Annotated in this window: 19 protein-coding genes; 12 read left to right on the top strand and 7 right to left on the bottom strand. The window is 61.9% G+C overall.

The window, feature by feature from the left end; translation table 11 throughout:
• Positions 1 to 39 precede the first annotated feature (39 nt).
• Positions 40 to 321, bottom strand: a complete 282-nt coding sequence (locus D5301_RS14575) for a hypothetical protein (RefSeq protein ID WP_153856058.1) — start codon at positions 319 to 321, stop codon at positions 40 to 42.
• 196 nt (positions 322 to 517) lie between these two features.
• Here D5301_RS14575 and D5301_RS14570 point away from each other — a divergent pair, with 196 nt between their 5' ends.
• The 7 genes from D5301_RS14570 (at position 518) to D5301_RS14540 (ending at position 7,461) form a co-directional block, all read left to right on the top strand.
• Entirely contained in the window at positions 518 to 1,192 is a 675-nt protein-coding gene (locus D5301_RS14570; RefSeq protein ID WP_110712747.1) for a response regulator transcription factor, read from the top strand.
• The gene (locus tag D5301_RS14565) at positions 1,192 to 2,541 is read left to right on the top strand and encodes a HAMP domain-containing sensor histidine kinase (RefSeq protein WP_153856057.1); all 1,350 of its coding nucleotides are present in this window, start codon (positions 1,192 to 1,194) and stop codon (positions 2,539 to 2,541) included. Before D5301_RS14570 ends, D5301_RS14565 begins: the two co-directional genes overlap by 1 nt.
• A gap of 317 nt (positions 2,542 to 2,858) precedes the next feature.
• Positions 2,859 to 3,281 (top strand): hypothetical protein, encoded by a 423-nt coding sequence (locus D5301_RS14560; protein WP_228756415.1) that lies wholly within the window; start codon positions 2,859 to 2,861, stop codon positions 3,279 to 3,281.
• A gap of 135 nt (positions 3,282 to 3,416) precedes the next feature.
• The gene (locus tag D5301_RS14555) at positions 3,417 to 4,607 is read left to right on the top strand and encodes an efflux RND transporter periplasmic adaptor subunit (RefSeq protein ID WP_153856056.1); all 1,191 of its coding nucleotides are present in this window, start codon (positions 3,417 to 3,419) and stop codon (positions 4,605 to 4,607) included.
• Entirely contained in the window at positions 4,607 to 6,571 is a 1,965-nt protein-coding gene (locus D5301_RS14550) for a MacB family efflux pump subunit (RefSeq protein WP_343200927.1), read from the top strand. Before D5301_RS14555 ends, D5301_RS14550 begins: the two co-directional genes overlap by 1 nt.
• Positions 6,572 to 6,660: 89 nt before the next feature.
• On the top strand, positions 6,661 to 7,059 hold the full coding sequence (locus D5301_RS14545) for a hypothetical protein (protein ID WP_110712751.1): 399 nt from the start codon (positions 6,661 to 6,663) through the stop codon (positions 7,057 to 7,059).
• A gap of 24 nt (positions 7,060 to 7,083) precedes the next feature.
• On the top strand, positions 7,084 to 7,461 hold the full coding sequence (locus D5301_RS14540; protein WP_153856054.1) for an EF-hand domain-containing protein: 378 nt from the start codon (positions 7,084 to 7,086) through the stop codon (positions 7,459 to 7,461).
• A 175-nt stretch (positions 7,462 to 7,636) separates the two neighbouring features.
• Here D5301_RS14540 and D5301_RS14535 read toward each other — a convergent pair whose 3' ends face one another.
• Both D5301_RS14535 and D5301_RS14530 read right to left on the bottom strand, forming a co-directional pair.
• Positions 7,637 to 8,092, bottom strand: coding sequence for a hypothetical protein (locus D5301_RS14535; RefSeq protein WP_153856053.1), 456 nt, complete (start codon positions 8,090 to 8,092; stop codon positions 7,637 to 7,639).
• A gap of 185 nt (positions 8,093 to 8,277) precedes the next feature.
• Positions 8,278 to 8,487 (bottom strand): hypothetical protein, encoded by a 210-nt coding sequence (locus tag D5301_RS14530; protein WP_153856052.1) that lies wholly within the window; start codon positions 8,485 to 8,487, stop codon positions 8,278 to 8,280.
• Between the two features lie 188 nt (positions 8,488 to 8,675).
• Between D5301_RS14530 and D5301_RS14525 the strand changes: the two genes are divergently transcribed.
• Entirely contained in the window at positions 8,676 to 11,426 is a 2,751-nt protein-coding gene (locus tag D5301_RS14525; RefSeq protein ID WP_153856051.1) for a UvrD-helicase domain-containing protein, read from the top strand.
• A gap of 672 nt (positions 11,427 to 12,098) precedes the next feature.
• Positions 12,099 to 12,797: a hypothetical protein gene (locus D5301_RS14520; RefSeq protein WP_153856050.1), complete on the top strand. Its 699-nt coding sequence runs from the start codon at positions 12,099 to 12,101 to the stop codon at positions 12,795 to 12,797.
• A 282-nt stretch (positions 12,798 to 13,079) separates the two neighbouring features.
• On the opposite strand, the gene D5301_RS24475 is transcribed toward D5301_RS14520, so the two are convergent.
• Positions 13,080 to 13,379, bottom strand: coding sequence for an ankyrin repeat domain-containing protein (locus tag D5301_RS24475; RefSeq protein ID WP_324187328.1), 300 nt, complete (start codon positions 13,377 to 13,379; stop codon positions 13,080 to 13,082).
• A gap of 376 nt (positions 13,380 to 13,755) precedes the next feature.
• Between D5301_RS24475 and D5301_RS14515 the strand changes: the two genes are divergently transcribed.
• Together D5301_RS14515 and D5301_RS14510 are read left to right on the top strand one after the other, a co-directional pair.
• The gene (locus D5301_RS14515; protein ID WP_153856049.1) at positions 13,756 to 14,085 is read left to right on the top strand and encodes a DUF1778 domain-containing protein; all 330 of its coding nucleotides are present in this window, start codon (positions 13,756 to 13,758) and stop codon (positions 14,083 to 14,085) included.
• The gene (locus tag D5301_RS14510; protein ID WP_153856048.1) at positions 14,033 to 14,578 is read left to right on the top strand and encodes a GNAT family N-acetyltransferase; all 546 of its coding nucleotides are present in this window, start codon (positions 14,033 to 14,035) and stop codon (positions 14,576 to 14,578) included. The genes D5301_RS14515 and D5301_RS14510 overlap by 53 nt, the downstream gene beginning before the upstream one ends.
• A 244-nt stretch (positions 14,579 to 14,822) precedes the next feature.
• On the opposite strand, the gene D5301_RS14505 is transcribed toward D5301_RS14510, so the two are convergent.
• On the bottom strand, positions 14,823 to 15,455 hold the full coding sequence (locus D5301_RS14505; protein WP_153856047.1) for a hypothetical protein: 633 nt from the start codon (positions 15,453 to 15,455) through the stop codon (positions 14,823 to 14,825).
• Positions 15,456 to 16,325: 870 nt separating this feature from the next.
• Between D5301_RS14505 and D5301_RS24055 the strand changes: the two genes are divergently transcribed.
• Positions 16,326 to 16,577, top strand: a complete 252-nt coding sequence (locus D5301_RS24055; protein WP_194936644.1) for a hypothetical protein — start codon at positions 16,326 to 16,328, stop codon at positions 16,575 to 16,577.
• A gap of 202 nt (positions 16,578 to 16,779) precedes the next feature.
• Here D5301_RS24055 and D5301_RS14495 read toward each other — a convergent pair whose 3' ends face one another.
• Positions 16,780 to 19,653: an autotransporter outer membrane beta-barrel domain-containing protein gene (locus tag D5301_RS14495; RefSeq protein WP_153856148.1), complete on the bottom strand. Its 2,874-nt coding sequence runs from the start codon at positions 19,651 to 19,653 to the stop codon at positions 16,780 to 16,782.
• A gap of 141 nt (positions 19,654 to 19,794) precedes the next feature.
• A complete protein-coding gene (locus tag D5301_RS14490) occupies positions 19,795 to 20,010 on the bottom strand; it encodes a hypothetical protein (RefSeq protein WP_153856046.1) in 216 nt (71 codons plus the stop codon).
• Between the last annotated feature and the right edge of the window lie 39 nt (positions 20,011 to 20,049).

Genomic DNA, 20,049 nt, shown 5'->3' with positions numbered 1-20,049 from the left:
GCACCGAGGGGAGGTGGCAACCCACCTCCCCTTCGAGCGTCAGTGCGAGCATGCCACCAGCATCGAGCGGGTGGCCATCTGGATGGAGGTGAACCCATTCTTGTTCGCCACGGCAATGGTGTTGCCGTCGTCGCCATCCTTGCTGAAGACCACATAGCCTCCTGGGCACATCTGACCAGCCTTTTCGTAGCAGCCATTCCAGGAACTGGAACCGCTGCAGTCGATGGAAACGCCACGGCGTCCATCGGGGGAGACGGTCATCCTGGCGGTGGTGCAGCCGCCCAGCGCGGCAACGAACAGCAGCGGGACAAACAACTTCATGGACACTTCAAGGCCTTGGGATCAGCGAACGGGCGCCAAGGCTGGCGTGCCCGGATTGCGGGAACCTTGCGCCAAGCGGCCCTTAGTGTCACCGGATGCCCTGAAGGCACGCCATGTTCACGCAATGTTCCTGTAATACGGTGCCGGCCCGTGCCGAAGCCGGCCTGGCGCCCCCGTTCCCGACCCACTCCCGCCGATGCACATCCTGCTGATCGAAGACGAATCCGAACTGGCCGCTACCTTGAAGTCCGCCCTGCAGCGCGAGCGCTACGTGGTGGACCTGGCCAGCACCCTGGCGATGGCCCGCGAAGCAGCCCTGCTCGGATCGCACGACCTGGTGTTGCTGGACCGCACCCTGCCCGACGGTGACGGGCTGGGATTGATTTCACTGTTGCGTGAGCGCAACCCCGGGGTACCGATCATCGTGCTCAGCGCGCTGGGGCAGTTACCGGACCGCATCGCCGGCCTGGATGAAGGGGCCGACGACTACCTGGCCAAACCCTTCGCACTGGAAGAACTGTTCGCGCGGATCCGTGCAGCCGGGCGCCGGCCGAGCGGCATGCAGGTAGAGCCGGTGAGCATCGGCCGGCTGCTGTTCGACCCCGCTTCGGGCGAGGCCAGCGTGGGCGGACAGCGGCTGGAGCTTCCGCGCCGCGAGATCCGCGTGTTGGCGGTCCTCGCCCGCCGACTGGGCCGCACCGTGCTGCGCGAGTCCATTGAAATGGCGGTGTACGGCTTCGACGACGGCATCCATTCCAATACGCTGGACTCGCATGTCTCACGCTTGCGGCGCAAACTGGCCGACGCGGATGCGAGGGTGGAAATCCATGCCATCCGGGGTGTCGGCTATCTGATGCGGGAAACGAAGTAATGGCGCTTCGACCCTCACTGAAGCGCCCGCTGATCGTCAAAACGCTGATCTACCAGCTGCTCGCACTGCTGGTGGCGTTCTTCGCGCTGCTGATGGTGCTGGTGCGTGTCGACAGCGGCGGCTACTACACCATCCAGACCTTCGCCCCGGTGGCGGCAGAGGCCGTTCACCGCGACAGCAAGGGCGAACTGTATGTGGAACACACACCGGAGCTGGACGAACTGCTGAAGATCGTCCCCGGCGCGTGGTTCATCGCCGAGGATGAACATGGGCACCATGTGACCTTCGGCGACGTTCCGCCTGCCTATGCCTCGCTGGTCGGCGCCCTCGACGGCATTCCCTACGGCGACCTGCGCGGACGCGGCCGCAACGATGGCCTGGCCACGGTGATACGCCAGCACAGCGGTCCGGCCGGCAAGCTGACCATCATGGCGCATGGCGAAACCGATACGCTGACTTGGCAGATGGCGTTGGCTGCACACATCATCACCCTGCCGATCTTCCTGCTGCTGGGCCTGGCCACCATCATCCTGACCCCGATCATCGTGCGTCGCGCTCTGGCCGGCGTGGAACGCATCGCGCAGGAAGCACGCAACATCTCCGCCAGCCGCCGCGGCATCCGCCTGACAGAGACCGCAGTGCCGGTAGAGATCGCCCCCCTGGTGACCGCGGTGAACGAAGCGCTGGACCGCCTGGACGAAGAGCACGAACGGCAACGCCGCTTCATCGCCGCCGCCGCCCATGAGCTGCGCACGCCGATCGCCATCCTGCGCTTGAAGATCGATGCGACCGATGATTCCACCTCGCGCAGCCTGGCCGTGGAAGTCGCTCGGCTGGCAACGCTGGCCGAGCAGCTTCTGGACCTGCACCGCATGGAAGAAAATGGCCCGAAGGACTCCCTCAACCTGGCGCGCGTAGCCAAGCGGGTCGTCGCCGATCTGGCCCCCCTGCTGATCCAGTCCGACAAGACGGTCGCCCTGGCGGTGGAACCGAATTTCCCGGTACTGGGCGAGCCCGGCGCCATCGAACGTGTGCTCTCCAACCTGGTGCTGAATGCCGCCGAGCACGGTGGGCGCCACATCATCGTGCGCGTGCAGGGCAGCAGCCTTGAGGTGGAAGACGATGGCCCCGGCATTCCGGTCGACCAGCGCGAACGCGTGTTCGAACCCTTCCAGCGCCTGCGCCCCCGGCAGACAGGCGCCGGATTGGGCTTGAATCTGGTGCGGCAGGTGATGGACCGCCACGGCGGCCACGTCACGATTCTGGATGCACCCGCTGGCGGTGCCCTGATCCGCGTCGAGTTCCCGCTGCATCCAGGCGTCACCGGTGCGCCGGCGCCGGCGCACTGAGCGCCTCCCCCACGTGGATGACTCTCGGCTGTCCAGGCGCAGCGGCCGCGGTTGAGGCGCAAGGTTGCGGCAATGTTCGCTGCCCAGCATTCAGGTGAGTGGCACCCCTGAGGGTGCTGCGTCCGGATCTGACAGGAAGCCTGCATGTGACCCAGGGAGCTCCTCCACCGTCCTCTTCCACGCGCACTGTGCCACTGCGGAATTCGCCGGGCCTTACGTCTGCCGCATGGAATCGTCGCCCACGCTCTGGCCCCGCGCTCGGCCTGCAACATTGGCCACTGTGGCTGCGGACAGTTCCCGAAGTCGAGCGCACCGGCATGCTGCTGCGGCTGTTCGGCGCCTTGTTCCTGCTGCTGCCCGGCATTGCGCTGGTGGCTTCAACGTATCGGCACACGAGTGCAGCGGCGACCGCTGCCGTATTCCTGTTCGTCGCCGTGCATGCCGCCCTGCATGGGCTGGCAGCATGGCGAGCGGCAACCTCGCGCCCAACGCCACCGCTGCTGCGCGCTCTGGATGGTCATGCCGCCGGGGCAATGATTGCCAGTGCGCTGCCGATCGCCATCGGTGCAGGCATGACGAAGCTGCCGGTTGCAACGTTCTTCTGGTTGTTGGCCGGCGCGGCGAGTCAACTCTGCGGTGCGCGGCTGGCAAGCCACCGCCTGCGCAATGCGCTGCTGGTTCTCGGTAGTGGCCTGCAGTTCATCGCCGCAGCACTGCTCGCCCTTCCTGCCGGACGCTGACACGACGATAGACCCGCAAGGTTCACGCAATCCAGCGCATCGAGACTCGACAGACCTCCACTTCTGCCACGACAGACGTGCACTTCTTCTGTCGCGAGGACTACCGATGACCTGTCTCCCCTGGATGCTGCGCAGATGAGCGCCGTACCGCGCAAGCGCCGTCGTGCGCTCATCATTGCTGTCGCCCTGCTGTGCAGCGCGCTGATTCTGTTTGCCTGGCTTCGGCCCGCACCGCCACCACAACTGCAGGTTGCACCGGTCGTTCGCGGCAACATCGAACAGGTGGTGGAGGCCACTGGCACGCTGAAGCCCTCGCGACTGGTAAGCGTGGGTGCACAGGTTTCTGGCCGCATCGACACCCTGCATGTAAAGCTGGGCGACAAGGTGAGGGCCGGCGATCCCATCGCCGATATCGACTCGCGGACCCAGCGCAATGCACTGCTGAGCGCCCGGGCCGCACAGCGCACCGCGCGTGCCAACCGCGATGCATTGGCCACCGACCTGCGCCAGCTCGAGCTGACACTGCATCGACAACGGCAGCTGGTCGCGTCGCAGCTCGTGGCACGCGCCGACGTCGATGCGGCCAAGGCCAGGGTCGATGCCACCCGGGAACAGATCGCCGCGCTGGAAGGTGAGATCGTGCGGCGGCAGACCGAGGTGGATATCGCGCAGACCAACCTCGAGTACACCCGTATCACCGCCCCCACCGACGGCACCGTGCTGGCCGTGGTGGCGCGCCAGGGGCAGACCGTGAACGCGGTACAGAGCGCACCGACCATCGTGATGCTGGGAAACCAGGACGTGATGACGGTATACGCGGAGATTTCCGAGGCAGATGTCGTGCATACCTCCATTGGCCAGGAAGCGTTCTTCACCATTCTTGGCGACGCAGGACGTCGCTACAGCAGTACGCTGCGCGACATTGCGCCGGCTCCCGAATCGATCACCAACGAAGACACCTCCGGCTTCGCTCCGGCAGGTGCTTCGGCGGGCGCCAGCCGCACCGCCATGTACTACAACGGCCAGTTCGACGTAGACAACGCCGATGGCCGCCTGCGCAGCTACATGACGGCGCAGGTACGCATCGTGCTGGGGCGCGCCAAGGGCGTGCTGACCATTCCCTCGGCCGCGCTGGGTGCGCGCGCCACCGATGGCAGTTACAGCGTGCAGGTGCGCGGCGCGGATGGCCACCCGGCCCTGCGGCGCATCACCACCGGGCTGGACGACCAGATCAACGTGGAAGTGCGCAGTGGCCTGCAGGAGGGCGAGCAGGTGGTACTGGCGCAGACCGGCGATGCTGCCACCACAGCCGCCGCGCAGCCATGATGGACGTGACGCAGGACGCACCACTGCTGCGCGTGCGCGGCATCCGCCGTGAATTCGCAGCCGGCGAACAGACCCTGGTCGTGCTCGACGGCATCGACCTGGATATCCGCGCCGGTGAGCTGGTGGCCATCGTCGGCCAATCCGGCTCGGGCAAATCCACGCTGATGAACATTCTGGGCTGCCTGGACCGGCCCTCGGCCGGCGCGTATCAGATCACCGGTCGCGAGACCGCGCAGATGTCACCGGACGAACTGGCCGAACTGCGCCGTGAGCACTTTGGTTTCATCTTCCAGCGCTACCACCTGCTGACCGACCTGACCGCGCTGGGCAACGTGGAAGTTCCGGCGATCTATGCGGGGATGCCGGCTGCCACGCGCCACGCCCGCGCGGCCGAGCTGCTGGCGCGGCTTGGCCTGGGCGAGCGCCTGCAGCACCTGCCTGGCGAACTGTCAGGCGGCCAGCAGCAGCGTGTTTCGATTGCGCGCGCACTGATGAACGGCGGCGCGGTGATCTTCGCCGATGAGCCGACGGGCGCACTGGATACACATTCAGGCCAGGAGGTGATGAAGATCCTGGGCGAGTTGCATGCCGAGGGCCACACCGTGGTGCTGGTTACCCACGACATGGCCGTGGCCGAACATGCACAGCGCATCATCGAAATCCGCGATGGCCGCATTGTCGATGATCGTGCCACGGGCAGGCTCCTGCTGGCAGGAGCGCCAGCGACGGCCCTGCCGCAGCGCAGCGAAGGCAGTGGCTGGCAGGCCATGCGCGACCGCTTCGGCGAAGCCTTCCGCATGGCCCTGCGCGCGATGAACGCGCACCGCATGCGTACCTTCCTGACCATGCTCGGCATCATCATCGGCATTGCATCGGTGGTGGCGGTGGTGGCGCTGGGCACCGGCGCACGGCAGGCCATCCTGTCCAACATCTCCTCGCTGGGCACAAACACCATCGAGATCTATCCGGGCTCCGGCTTCGGCGACGTGCACGCCGCACAGGTGGAAACCCTGACGCCCGGCGACAACATGGCGCTGGCCGGGCAGCCGTTCGTGGACAGCGCCACGCCCGGCGTCGCCAGCAGCGGCACTACCCAGCGCGGCAACCGCTCGGCCAACGTGCAGATGCAGGGCGTGAGTGAGCAGTACTTCCGTGTGCACGGCTTGAAGCTGGGCGAAGGCGCCTTCTTCGGCCCACCTGCCGTGGCAGGCTACCAGCAGGTGGTGGTGATCGATGCCAATACGCGTGCACGGTTCTTCGCAGCACAGGAAGACCCGATCGGCCAGACCCTGCTGCTGGGCAACGTGCCGGTACGCGTGGTGGGCGTGGTGAAGAAGGACGCCGGCGCCGTCGGCGACGCCTCACTGCTGCGGGTGTGGCTGCCCTACACCACCACCATGGCGCGCATGCTGGGGCAGAGCCATGTGTCCAGCATCACCGTGCGCGTCTCCGATGCAATCAGCATGGAAGTGGCCGAGCGGGCCATCGGGCGATTGCTCGCACGCCGCCACGGCAGCACCGATTTCTACATGAGCAACAACGCCCAGATCCGGCAGTCCATCGAACAGACCACCGGCATCCTTACCATGATGATCAGCTCCATCGCCGCCATCGCGCTGGTGGTGGGTGGAATCGGGGTGATGAACATCATGCTGGTGTCGGTGACCGAGCGCACACGCGAGATCGGCGTGCGCATGGCGGTGGGCGCGCGACGCAGCGACATCCTGCAGCAGTTCCTGATCGAATCGGTGCTGGTGTGCCTGCTCGGCGGAATGCTCGGTATCGGCGTAGCCCTGGCGCTGGGCGCCGCGTTGGAGCTGGCCAACGTGGGTTTCAGCCTGGTGTTCTCTGCCAATTCGATTCTGGCCGCCTTCGCCTGTTCCAGCCTGATCGGCATTGGTTTCGGCTTCCTGCCAGCGCGGCGCGCCGCCCAGTTGGATCCGGTGGAGGCGCTGGTTCAATAGCCACTGCACTGCCTGCAGTGGCGGCAGGTTCGCGCAATGTCTGCAGGGTCTACTGCAGCTACCGACAATGTCCGCACAGGAGCTTGACGATGTTCATGAAACCAGGAAGAGCCGCGCTGTTGCTGGCGGCGGCTGCGAACCTGTTGGTGTTGTTGCCTTACTCCGGCGACGCCCATGCGCAACGCGGCGACCGCTACAGCCCGCAGTGGAACCAGGACTACCGTGACCGCGATCGTGATGCATGGGAGCGCCGTGAGCGTGAGCGCGAACGTGATCGGGAACGCGAGCGCCGCCACGAGGCCAGGACAACCGGCGTAGTGGTGGGTGTAGTGGGCGCGGCGGTGGTGGCTGGTGTGATTGCCGCAGCCGCCAAGCGCGAACGCGAGACCCGCGAGCGCGCCGACTACTGCATACGCCGCTACGGCAACTATGACCGCCGCAACGATACCTACCGCAGCGCCGACGGCTACACCTATCCCTGCCGCTGACTGCCCCCCAAGGAAAAGGAACCCATGACCAGGACCACATTGTTGATTGCACTCTGTGTTGCCCCGTTGCTTGCCGCAGCCGCACCGGCCGACCCTGGACAGGGCTATATCGATTCCACGTTCACCGCGATGGACGCCAACAAGGATGGGCACGTCGACAAGGCCGAGTACGCGAGATTCCAGCAGGAACGTTTCAGCAGAAAGGCCGATTCGATCGACGTCGCATTCAAGGAAATGGATGCCGACAAAGACGGAAAGATCAGCAGGAAGGAAGCCGCGGTGGTGCCGGAAATCGCGAAGTATTTCGCGGGACTGGATACTGATGGCGATGGCTATCTGTCGCTGAAGGAGATGCAGCAGGCGATGGTGGCCGCACAGACGGCAGATGCTCCGACAAGGTAGCGCCCCGATACGGGTAGCTGCCCACCATGGTGGGCCAAGCGCCTGATCGCGCTTCATTACCGGATGCCACGTCGCATCGCTTTGGTAGGTGCCCACCTTGGTGGGCACGACTCCGTCACCACGCGCGAGGACCCGAACGCCCACCAAGGTGGGCATCTACCAGGTAGCGCGACGCTCAGCGCACCTTGTACAGCACCGCCGCACCGGGGCGCGGCTCGAACGCCGGAACCGTCTGCTGGGTGAGGGCCGCGCCCTTGGCATCCCACACCAGCGTTTCCACCGGGTATTCATCCTTGCGGGTCATCTGATCGATCTTGGCGACAACCACCGTCGCAGCAGCCGGCACCTCCGGATTCCAACCAAATACACCAATGCGGCCGTAGAACACCGCGGGTGCAGAGGCATCCAGCCGGCGGTCCGGGCACATCACCAGCCCACGATCGAGCATGACCCGCAGTGCGCCGACCGGCACCTTTTTCACTGTAGGCGTGGTGCGCTCGTTGCTGTGGCCGGGGCAGACATTGGCAGCGCGGGTAACCATGTCCTCGGCCACCTGGCGGTCGGATTGTGCGAAGGCTGCGGCCGGGATCAGGCAGAGGCCGAGCAGTACACGCGTGGACGTCTGGGTCATTGCAGGTTCCTGTGATGGATGCCAAGCGAACTTAGCAATGCCGGTCCTCCGAGTTGCAAAGACCACGTGATGCTGTAGGCCAGCCCCACGCAGCCTTCGTCTTCACGGAACCAGGCAGCGTTCCACCTGCCGCGACTGCACGTGGCAGGCGTTCACTACTGCTGACGCAGCAGGTTCCGGATCGCCTAACGGATCCGGCCCGGCGCCCGTGCCAGACGCATGATCCCGTCCGGTGGAATGACGGTTCCATCGTCCATCACGATAAGCATGTCAGCGACTTCGCCCTCGTGCCCCTGCTTCGCAGTGGTCACCAGGATGTTCAATGGATCCGTCCGGATATCGTAGCCGCCACCGATGTGCTTCAAGGTTCCGATTTGGTTCCAATCAATTTCCATGGCCAGCTCTTGGATTCAGGCATTTCATGATGCCATGCGCCGGGTGGTTGGGCGAGCTGAGATAGACGGCATCTGGATGCGCCCTGCCCTCTAGTGAAAGACCCCATGCAACATCAAGGCCCCTTATCATGCGGGCTTGGGGGCTCTACATGCCCGGTTGACGCTTGCAAGGCAGTACCTGGATGTCTATGGAATGGCGCCCCTCGGGCTGGGGCCAACGTGTGACACGCTCGCCACACTGGCGGTTGCGGCTGGATGGCGAATGCATCGAGCTGAACATCGCAGGCCAACAGTACCGGCAGCGCGTGGATGACGATCACAGCGTGCAGGTCATTCCTGGGCTTTTCTGGGCCAGCGTTTCATTGCAGACCGACAGCGGTTCCGTGTCCGTGGGCGGCCTGCCCAACGGGCAAGCGTCCCAGCTTGCAGCGGCTGTGCGGACCCTGCTCTTCGCGCGCAGCACGCGTGGGCGCAAGGGCCTGTTCGAGGACATCCTCGAGCAGATCCAAGCCTGGTTGAGCGCGGCGGACGCACTGACTGATCGAGGTCACGCCAGCCGACGCTGGATCACCCATGAGCAGCAGCAGGCGTTGCTGGCTGATCGGCCCGCCCTGCCGCTCTCCCCGGATGAGCTGGAGAGTCTGTTCCTCGATGCGAACGTGCACGGCGACCTGCGCTCCAGCCGCCATCTGGTTGCGCTTGAGGCACTGAATGACTGGCATCTGGATTGGCCCGCCATCTGGGCCGACGCCAACGCGACCATGGCAACGCGTGAGCAGGTGCTGGCCAAGGACTTCCTCGACCGGGTCGAGAGCAAGCCCCTGACCGAGGAACAGGCCCGCGCCGTCATCTGCTTCGACAACCGCGTGCAGGTCGTGGCCGCGGCCGGCTCCGGCAAGACCTCCACGATGGTCGCCAAGGCGGCCTATGCCATCGACCGCGGCTTCGTCGAACCCGAGCGGATCGTGATGCTCGCCTTCAACAAGGACGCTGCCAAGGAGCTGGAGGAACGCGCGCAGCAATCCTTCGACCGGCTCGGCATGGGCGATACCGTGGTGGAGGCCCGGACCTTCCACGCCCTGGGCCTGGCCATCATCGCCAAGGCAACGGGACGCAAACCCGACATTCCGGAATGGGCCATCGACGCGACGCAGGGCTTCAACAAGCTTGCCGAACTGGTGGACGACCTGAAGGACCGCTCGACCCACTTCCGCACCCAGTGGGATATGTTCCGCCTGGTGTTCGGGCGCGATCTTCCGCCGTTCGGTGCCGAAATGATGGCCGATGGCTACGACCGCGATGGCACGCCCTATATCCGCACACTGCAGGGTGAGCGGGTGAAAAGCCTGGAAGAGTGCGTCATCGCCGACTGGCTGTTCTACAACGGCGTGACCTACGACTACGAACGGCGCTACGAATTCGATACGGCGACCGACACCCATCGCCAGTATCGCCCCGATTTCTATTATCCGGACGCCGGGCTGTATCACGAGCACTTTGCGTTGGATGCCGGTGGCCAGCCGCCAAAGCATTTCGCCAACTACGCCGAAGGCATGCATTGGAAGCGCGAGCAGCATGCAGCGCGTGGCACGGCTCTTGTCGAGACCACCTCGTATGGCCTGCGCAGCGGAGACGCCCTGCGCCATCTGGCCGAGAGGTTGGACGAGTCCAACGTCGAGCTCGACCCGAACCCGGACCGCGAGCTGCCCGACCAGGGCGCCAGACCAATGCCGGACGCAGACCTGATCGGCTTGATGCGCACCTTCATTGCCCATGCCAAGAGCAACTGCCTGACGCTGGACGCTATGGCCGCACGCCTGCGGCAGATGCCCGAAGACCAGTTCAAGGAACGCTACCGGCGCTTCCTGGAAATCGCCGGGCCGGTTCTCCAGGCCTGGGACGAGGCATTGGCGGACGAGCGTGGCATCGACTTCGAAGACATGCTCAACATGGCGGCCGGGCTGCTGGAACAGGGTCACTATGAATCGCCCTACGATCTGGTGATGGCGGACGAGTTCCAGGATGCCTCGCGGGCCCGCGCTCGCCTCTGCCGCGCCCTGGTCAGCCAACCGGGCCGCCACCTGTTTGCGGTGGGCGATGACTGGCAATCGATCAATCGCTTCGCCGGCGCCGATGTTTCGGTGATGACCGGATTCCGCGAATGGATGGGACACGGCCAGGTGCTGAAACTGGAACAGACGTTCCGCTGCCCACAGGCACTGTGTGATGTGTCCAGCCGCTTCATCAGCCGCAATCCCGCGCAGATCACCAAGGAAGTTCGCTCTGCTGCGCCGGCTATGGGCCCGGTGCTGCAGGCGTTCCAGATGAATCGGCGTGAGGAGGTGCAGGATGGTGTTCGCCAGTACCTCGCCAAGCTGCACCAGCAGCTGCTGTGCGGGGCCGTTCCACAGGGTCGCACTGGCCGCGTGACGATCTTTGTCCTGGGGCGCTACCGCGCGGATCAGGGTGCAGTGCCTTCGGATTGGAAGACGGCCTTCGGCAGCACAATGGACGTCGAGTTCCTGACCGCGCATCGATCGAAGGGGCGCGAGGCGGATTACGTGATCCTGCCGGGCATGATCAATCGCAGCTTCCCGAGCCTGAGGTCGGATGATCCGGTGCTTTCGCTGGCGATGCCGGAGGGTGATGCCTACCCACTGAGCGAAGAGCGACGCTTGTTCTATGTCGCGCTGACGCGGGCGCGACGGTCGGTTGCGATGTTCACGCTGCAGGGCAAGCACTCGCCATTCCTGGATGAGCTGGTGAAGGACGGGGCGGTGGAAGTGACCGCGATTTCAGGCGCGGCCATCCACGAAGAGCGCTGCCCGGTGTGCAAGGTGGGCGTGTTTGTGGATCGCAATGGGCCGCATGGAGCCTTCCGGTCGTGCTCAAGCTATCCGCTGTGCCATAACAAGCCGAACGGCGGGCGTCGGGGATGAGTGTATCTGTCTTCATGCATAGGCGCTCGCCCATCTCACGTGGTGCAAGATGACCTGATTGTTCGATGGCCGTGTGACGGCCGCGGAGGCAGCAAGCAGGCCCGAGATGGATGGCTGCAACGTCCCCTCCAAGCCAATGACGAGCCTGCGCCTGATTCACGCGTACTTGTCGCATATCAATAACGACAAGAGTGGCGTCGCACACCAAGCCAGGAAACGACACCTCATTGGAAATCCAGCACCATCCAGACAACCCGTCAGCCGCACCACCGCCGGTCCAGAGTTCCTCCTACGGCTTACTCACCATCACGATAGTCGATCTGCGGCCGGGGAAAAATCTTCCCAAACCAATGGGGGAGATCAGGCCTGTCCTACGTTAGTGGATACCAGTCAGTCTCGCGCAGGGAGAACGTTGACCAAACCGGAGCAGTACTGCATCCAGATGCTGAAAGCGTTCGACGCAGAGGCCAATGACAATCAGAACTCCATGATCTCGCTCATTGAACATCAACGTGCAGTGGGCATGTCCCTCGAAAACTACGTTCCGTACGGGATCATCGATCTCATTGACACGCGAAATTCGATCGGCGAGAAATGGCGCTCAGTGACGGAAGATGCGTCATGTTCCAAGTGGTGGACCCAGGTCCAGAACAATATATGTGGGCACAATAAATGCACACCAGATCGATCCTTTTTGCAGCCATTTTCGTGGTCACTTCAACTACCTGCTCAGAACAAACGGCCTCTGACCAGAGCAGCATGTCAACGACGGCAGAACGAGCCGTTTCGCGGACCGCCAACCCGGATCAGGCACCACACGCCATCGCGTCGCAGCAATCAAAAATTGGCGGACTCATTGACTCCAATGCAGTTGCACAGCGCCTGTGCACTGGAGACTGCAGAGACGCCGGACCGTTGCAGGCAAAATCGCTAGAAGAAGCCGAGTGGCTGATCCGCCACAAGTATCCATCGCAAGCCGAACTCGAGCGACTGCGTTCAGAGTCGCTGGATGTACTGCAACAAAAAGCGTCAGCGGGTGACCCCAATGCCTCTGCGGTGCTGGGAAAACGGATTGCCATGGACAAAAATTTCACGGACGGCCAGGTGATGCTCCGAAATCAGGTGCTATCAGGCAACTTCTACGCGCTATACGCGATCTCGGAGTCGTACCGCGAATCGAAAGTGCCAAACGCGGTAGATGGTGCAGCCTACCTCCGTTTGGCCTACATCATGGGCGATCACAAAGCAGCGATTGAGATTGCGAAGATGCGCCTCAGCTCAGCCGAGCTGGCGGCTGCCGATAGCAGGGCATCTCTGCCTTACAAGGGATTCGCAGGCGGCCAAGTGCCTGATCCCCGCCCTCAGGGGTAGGCTCACTACAAGCCATAGGGCGCCCTTTTCGCGCCCCAGAGCGAATCCCGCCGCCTGTAGCTTCGGTTCGATCAAATGGTGCAGCTTGCGCGTACCGATCCGCAGCTGGCGCGCACGGCAATCGCTCACAAGTGCCAGTGCCGTGGCATCGGCAGCGTGTCGCCGCCGATGACGGCGTCCAGCCTGATAGAACGCCTGCCGGTTGATGCCGAAATAGCGGCAAGCCCTTGCTACGCTTACACCTTTGGCGCGCCCTTGCGTGAGGACTTGCCGGAAGGCTTTTTACGATGCGTACCCCGTAGTCCTCTTTTCCCACTCGTGATAGGCCAACAAGTAGCCCCGCACCACCGCAGCGGATTCACCTCCGTCACCTGGGTCAGGCCAGTCCAGCGGCGGCGCCTCTGCCAAACCGGGCGGCAACTGGGCTCCTACCACCTGCAAACGCACTACCACCTCTACGTGATTGCGAGCGTCAGCCATCACGAGTGCGTTGCGCCGCTCAAAGTCCAGCGGTGCCACAGCGGCGCCGCTGTCCAGTAGAAGTTCAACCATCTGCAGATGCCCACCTGAAGATGCCAACATCACCCGACGCCAGGCAGCAAGGCCTGGAAGCAAACAGTCTAGCCCGCCTCAAAGAATTGACCACTACAGACCTGCAGCAGACCCGCTCACCTTCCGCCACGACGACACCAACTTCAGCGGACATGATCTGTCCTCAGAGCAGGTCGCCATTACAAACTGAACGCAGGATAAACTACAACCTCAAACTATTGCACTTTATTTCTATATGGATTAGTCCACGGTTGCCATTTTGGCACCACCACCATATACTGAGCGCCTACCAGGACAGGGGAGATGACATGAAGTAGACGGCACCGCACCAACCAGACGCCAGGCACCAACCGAGCTCAAGGCTTGGTCTGCTTTGGCAAATACGAAATGAGAGAAGGAGTTACCGATGCATGCGACCAGTAATGACAGGGCAAGGATAACGACCCGGGTCACCGCTTATGCGCAGCAAGCAATTGAACAGGCAGCTGAGATGACGGCAACAACGACGAACCAGTTCGTTGCCCAGGCCGCGCTTAGGGAAGCAGAGAGAATCATTGAGGAACACTCGATAATTCGATTGAGCCAGAACGACATGCAGAGATTTCTGGATGCGCTCGACAACCCCAAGCCCGTCCCCGATCGTCTCGCTGCCTCCTTAAAACAACATATGGAGAGCAGAGACCATGACACTAGAAGTAGAAGTAGTACCGTTCGCTGGACACCTAAGCCGCGCTGATTTCGACTGCGGTAACGAGAAGTTGAACGACTGGCTTCGCAAGACGGCGAACCAGCACCAGAGCCGCGGCATCAGCCGCACGTTCGTGGCAATCCCAGCCAAGGGGACTCTGGATGCTTGGCATCAGGCAGGATTCAAGGACGTCACAGACACCACGGTCCTAGGCTTTTTCAGCCTGTCATCAGCGCAGGTGATGAACGACGAACTCCCGCCAGCGGGCTCAAAATTGCCGCGCAATGTCCCGGTCGTGCGAATGGGCCGTTTGGCGGTTCATCAGCAGCTGAAGGGACGCGGCTTCGGCGCGATGCTCCTCATGGAAGCCATCACGCGAGCAGCACAGGTGAGCGAAACCATCGGGGTGTCCGGAATGTTCGTAGATGCAAAGGAGGATGCGGCTCCTTTCTACGAGAAGTTCGGATTTCAGGCTGCAGAGTCTGACCCGCTAAAGCTGTGGCTGCCCTTGAAGGACATCCAGAAGCTGCTGAACCCCTAACAGCATCAGCGTGGCGCCAGAAATCCTCTACCCGTTCCGGGCTATGGGATTCTTGCGCATGCGAGATCCTTCCTACGCCTACTTCACATACGTGATGACCGAGAAGGCATCAATCTCAAGGGCTCGCCAAGCTGGACTTGATCGGAAGTACCGAGTGAACTTGTCGAATTCGCTGGACACACTACTTGACTGCGAAAGCTTCGCGCAGTTCGATTAAGCCTCCCCCTAGGGGCTCCGCATGCGGCTAGAACTGGAAGTCCTCACCCACTTGGTCCATCTCTCCCAACTCAGAGTGAATTCCACCAAGCATCCTGAAGATGCTATCCATGATTTCGCTGAGCTGCCGGACGTTGATATGCCGCAGATCTGGCAGCGACTCAGACCCCTGCTTTGTGGTTGGGTACCGGAACGAAAACGACTGCGGATCTACTTTGTCAATCTGCTCGATGAAGCTCTCAATAGCGGGAAGCTCAGCATCATCTTCATGCGGGGTCAACTCCTCCAGAAGTGGACGCAGCTCGCTCCACATTGGCATCAGCCCATGACTGTGGTCATTCTTGGACGCCTTCTCAGCCAGTCTCCTTGCAAGCGGCAGCAACATCTTCAACTGAAGCTCAATGCCCTGCCTGTAGACGAACACCAGCGGATAAACCACGCTATCCAGACTGGCTTTCTGCTGACTCAGCGCGTACAGAATGGCATCTGCAGCGTCCTTGTAACCGGCCGCGTACAGACCCATCGGGAAGCCAGTCCAGCCAAGCATGGCATTGTTGCGCCAATCTGGACCGCGCTCAAATAGGTTCCGTCCCGCAAAGTCTGATGGCCACTTACGACCCTCCAGGTTCTTGCCGGGCTCTACACCTTCACTCGTAGCCATCCCACACCTCTTTGGCGATCTAGCCATCCAATAGCTTGCCTCACGATGAGACCACAACGGCCACTCTATCTTCAAGCATCAGCATCGACTCGGCAGCACATAGACGCATTGTGGCAACGATAGTCCTCAGCGCCCGACCTAGGTTGCGCTCTCCTTAGCTCTCATTGACAAGCACTGCTTGCAGCTGTCGGGGAATCACAATGGCATCGGATCGACCAGGGGTAGAGTCACGCGCGACTGCTCGACAGGAACTCAAGACAGGAGCGGTTCGATCAGCATCGACCTGTCATCCGTCACGCCTAAGAAATGAGGATGACAGAGGTGAACTTGACATGCGTGCACCCAGCCAAGGATCTGATGATAAGTCGCTTCTGGAGTACATCGATAATTTCTTACATCACCACCCCTATGTATATGGAAGTGATGGGCTCGTAGCTGACAGGAATAGAGAGATGTCCGTAGTGGGAGGCGCTGTTAGAGCAGCGCCTCTATAGAGGACTCGATATGGAACTGTAGTAGCAGAGTCAGTGTTAGCCCCCAACAAGACTGCCAAAGAGCGATGCATACAGGGGGCTGTAGCACGCGCACTTACCGTTTCTCTATCACACCGCATTCGCTAACGAACCACTCCACTCCACACAGGCCAACAAGAGCAATCTTGTTGGCCTTTTTCGCTTACGCATAGAGAAAGGCTGATAAAGCAATGGCAAGCTTCCACTACAGTATCAAGAGCGGCAAAAAAGGCACCGCTCGCAGACACAGCAGCTACATCCAGCGAGAGGGATCGCACAGCGAACGCGAGGACTTGGTCCACGCTAGTCAAGGCAACCTGCCGACCTGGGCCAAGGACGATCCCAAAACGTTCGGAGCATGGCCGATCGCCACGAGCGCGCCAACGGTTCCGCCTATCGCGAGCATGAGATCGCACTACCCGGCGAGCTGACTCAACCACAGCTGGTTGAGCTGGCTGAGCGACTTGCTCAGCGCCTAGCCGGATCCAAACCGTACCAATACGCAATCCACGCGCCAGAAGGCGCGCTCGGCGGTATCGAGAAGCGCATAGCGCCATTGATAACCGAGGAAAATATCTGGGACAATGGCAAGAGCGGCTTCCGGTACTAGCCTGCCAGTGGCTCAGAGCATTTGGCTCCCGTCAGTTGGATCGACAATTTGAATCCGGGGCCAGACCGAACGACTCGATCGTGGGCATCACCTACGACTTAAGGCCGTTAGCCAAGCGCTATTCCGCGCCCAGTCGGTCTAGCACTCACAATCATCTCAAGAGGGCAGCGACGGCACGGGGACCGCCGCTGCCGGTTTAAACTTAGAACTTATAGCCAAGACCCAACATCACGCCATTCTGAAGCTGCCCATCGCGGCGTTCGCCGACATAGTCGACCATCACTGACAAGCGCTCGCTGGCCCGACTGGTCACGCCCACGTTCCAGGCCAGCACCTGCTCGCCCACCACCTGACTGTTGCTGCCGAACACAAGATCCGGTGCCGCGGCGAAGCCGGTGTTGTAGCGGGCCTGCGAATCGCCCAGTTCCTTCTGCCAGACCACCCGGGCGCGCGGGGTGATGCGCTCGCCGTTGTTGCCCTCGAAGGTCTTGAACAGCTGCAGGCCCGCGCCCACGCGGATGCTCTCCAGGCTGCCGCTGCGGCCAACCAGCGCACCGGCGCCCTGCCCTTCGTTGAAGCGGGTGGCCGAGGTACGCGCGTAGTCCACCACGGGCAGCAACGGCTGGACCACCAGGCCCTTGCCGGTGGTGAAGGAGAACGCATGCTCCGCTCGTGCGGAGATCGCATCGTTGCTGTACTTGGCGCGCAGCGGCTGCTGCAGGCCTTCGATGCCGTTGATGCTGCGACGGGTATCGTGGCGCAGATCGGTGTAGCGCACGGCCGCCGACAGATAGCCGCGCGCGTACGTCGCATCGAGGTAGCCGCCCACGTCCAGCGCACGCACGTCACCAGTGAAACCAGAGCCATCGCTGGCCTTGGTCGACATGTCCGCCGCGGCCACGCTGACGCCCAGGGTCACGCGGTCATCGGCCACGCGGGTATCGGCACCGACCACGATGCCACCGATGGTGTGGCTCAGGCCGGCTACGCCACCGTCGGCATCGATGCGGCCATGGCTGGCAAAGCCGCGCGCCCAGATACCATGGTTGCGCTCACTGCCGGCAGCGCGGCCGCCCTCGCTTGCAGCGGCGGGCTCAACGAGGTGCATGGCGAGCTGGTTGAACAGGCTGCCATGGCGCATGCCCGGCTGCGCCGACATCGACTGTGCGACCCGCAGGGCCAGGCCGTCGGCATCGCCACCGGCACTGCGCATCGCCGCCTGATGCTGCTGGACCATGTTGCCGATGCTGCCAAGCAGGGCGTTGTCGGCCAGGCGTAAGCTGGCGTGCGCGTCACCGCGCAGGGCACCGGACTGTTGGGCGATCACGTCGCGGTCGGCGAACTGCAGCGCACCAAGCAGCGATCTCAGACCACGATCCTTGCGATCGGAAGCGGTCGCCAGCGCGCGGCCCAGGCCATCGCCGGAGCTGCCATTGGCGAACAGGCCCAGCTGCTCGAACCCCGGGTTGGCAGTCAGCCACAGGCCATCGGCGGTCTGCTTCACGTTGAAACTCAGCAGCGAGTTGTGGCGCGGACGGAACACATCACCACTAGTGATACTGGCACTATAGCCGGTGTCACCGAGGCGTACGACCTCTTCGAAACCGCCCTGGGAGATCGGCCCCTGCACCAAATCACGATGGAAATCTTGGCCGTAGTAACCCTGCGCCACATTCAGTTCAAGGAAGGCCCCCCTGGAAACCAGCAGCGCTCCGTCGTTCATCTTGCCGCTGAGCTGATCAAAGAAGCTCCCGACGCGTAGGCGACCTCTGCCAGTGTCGTCGTTCTCGGTCACATCGAACAGCACTTTGCCGCCCGGCATGATGTTGACACGTCCATGGGTAACCAGATCGCCGCCGCGTGGCATCAGTGTCCCGAACACGCGCAGGCGATTGAAACCGTCCTCGCGCCAGGACGGACGGGTACCGCTGATCAGCGCGCTGAGATCCATCGCTGTACCAGCAACGTCACCATGGCCGACCACGGTACCGGCTGGCAATACTCGCAACTCGTCCGTGCGCAACCCGCCCCCTTCCAGGGCGATTACGCCATTCTCCACCAACATTAAATCCGCACCGGTGGTCTCACCTGTCCGCCAGACCGCGCCATTCAACAGTCGGATCACGCCTGCCGAATCGCCAAGGATGGCGCCCCCCTCGTCTGTCATTAACAACGTTGAATGGAGAAGAGCCTGTATGCCGGGTTCACGCAGTACAGCTTGAACTGACCCACCCTCTCCCAATGCAAAGTTATAGGCGGCTATTGCCAAGTTTAGATAGGACCCTAAAGGAGAAATGTAATAATGCGCAGCATCCCTATCGACAAGCGCATGCAGCTCCCTATTAGTTCTAAGATAACCAGGATTTATATCACCACCAATATCTTTATCGACCCAAAGGGTGTCACCCGGAGCGCGATAGCCTACCCGAGTAATAATATTATTACTATAAATGCTATGACCATTAAAACTCTCAATACTTACCCCATCCCCTACTGGATCGAATGTAACAGACGCGCCCGAGCTACGGCCCGGATCACTGAATACCAGCAATCCGTTAGGCTGAACAACATCGTACATAGCTTTGCGAAGCAGCTCCGCATCCATGCCGCCGCCATAGTTGCCGGTATAGATCTGGGTCATGCGCGGCGACGGTGCGTAGACAACGTTGCCGCTACTGCTGGCCGCGTGGATCTGCACCGAGTCAACGATCGGCAGGTCGCCGGCTAGATAACGCTCGACGCCACCGGACTGCATGATCGAGCAGGACGAAACGCAGTGACCGGACACGATGGTGTTCAGGCCGGAAATACGGATCACGCCCTGCAACCACTCACCCGACAACAAGACTCCTCCGTTCGACGTACGCAGGACTACCTCGCGAATCGGCCGACCCTCTGCGTTTGCCCTCGCCAGCAACACTGGAAGCGCGGCTACGTCGGCAAGAGTTACCCCCCCCGACATATATACTCGGTCGCCACGGACATGGTAATTCATCGCTCCAGCGTCCTCGATTCCTGCCAATGCGCCAGCTCCAGCCAATCCAGCTAGCGCAATACTAAGCCTTGATTTTCTCATCAAAGTTCCTTTCGTCAAAATTTGAAACATCGTGTACCGACTGAGAGCGACTTAGCATTAGATAATCCTTCTCAGCCTTGTTCAGCCGGGAGTCGACTATTTGCCAGACAACCTACCAATTGGGCAGAGCTACCCAAAGGCCTAGAGCGTGATGACGGGCGAGATGAGCATGTGCTGCAGATCTCTAGGATCGCTGCTCTCGACGCGACCGGAGTAGTAGATCGTGTCGCCATTCAGATGAAAGCTGCTTGCCTGCGCATCGAGCGTGGAAAGACCCACCAACAGGGCAATTGACGTTGCCATGCTCAGCATTGATCGGGAGATAAAGGGGGAGAACGAAGAATTCGAGATTCTCATTGACTATCCTCGAAGTAACCTAAAGGAAAATTCTGCCTG

Origin of the sequence: Stenotrophomonas sp. MH181796 (assembly GCF_009659995.1) — a bacterium.
GTDB classification, from domain to species: Bacteria; Pseudomonadota; Gammaproteobacteria; order Xanthomonadales; family Xanthomonadaceae; genus Stenotrophomonas; species Stenotrophomonas riyadhensis.
Note: the sequence above shows the minus strand (reverse complement) of the source record. Positions and strands in the feature narration are given on the sequence as shown.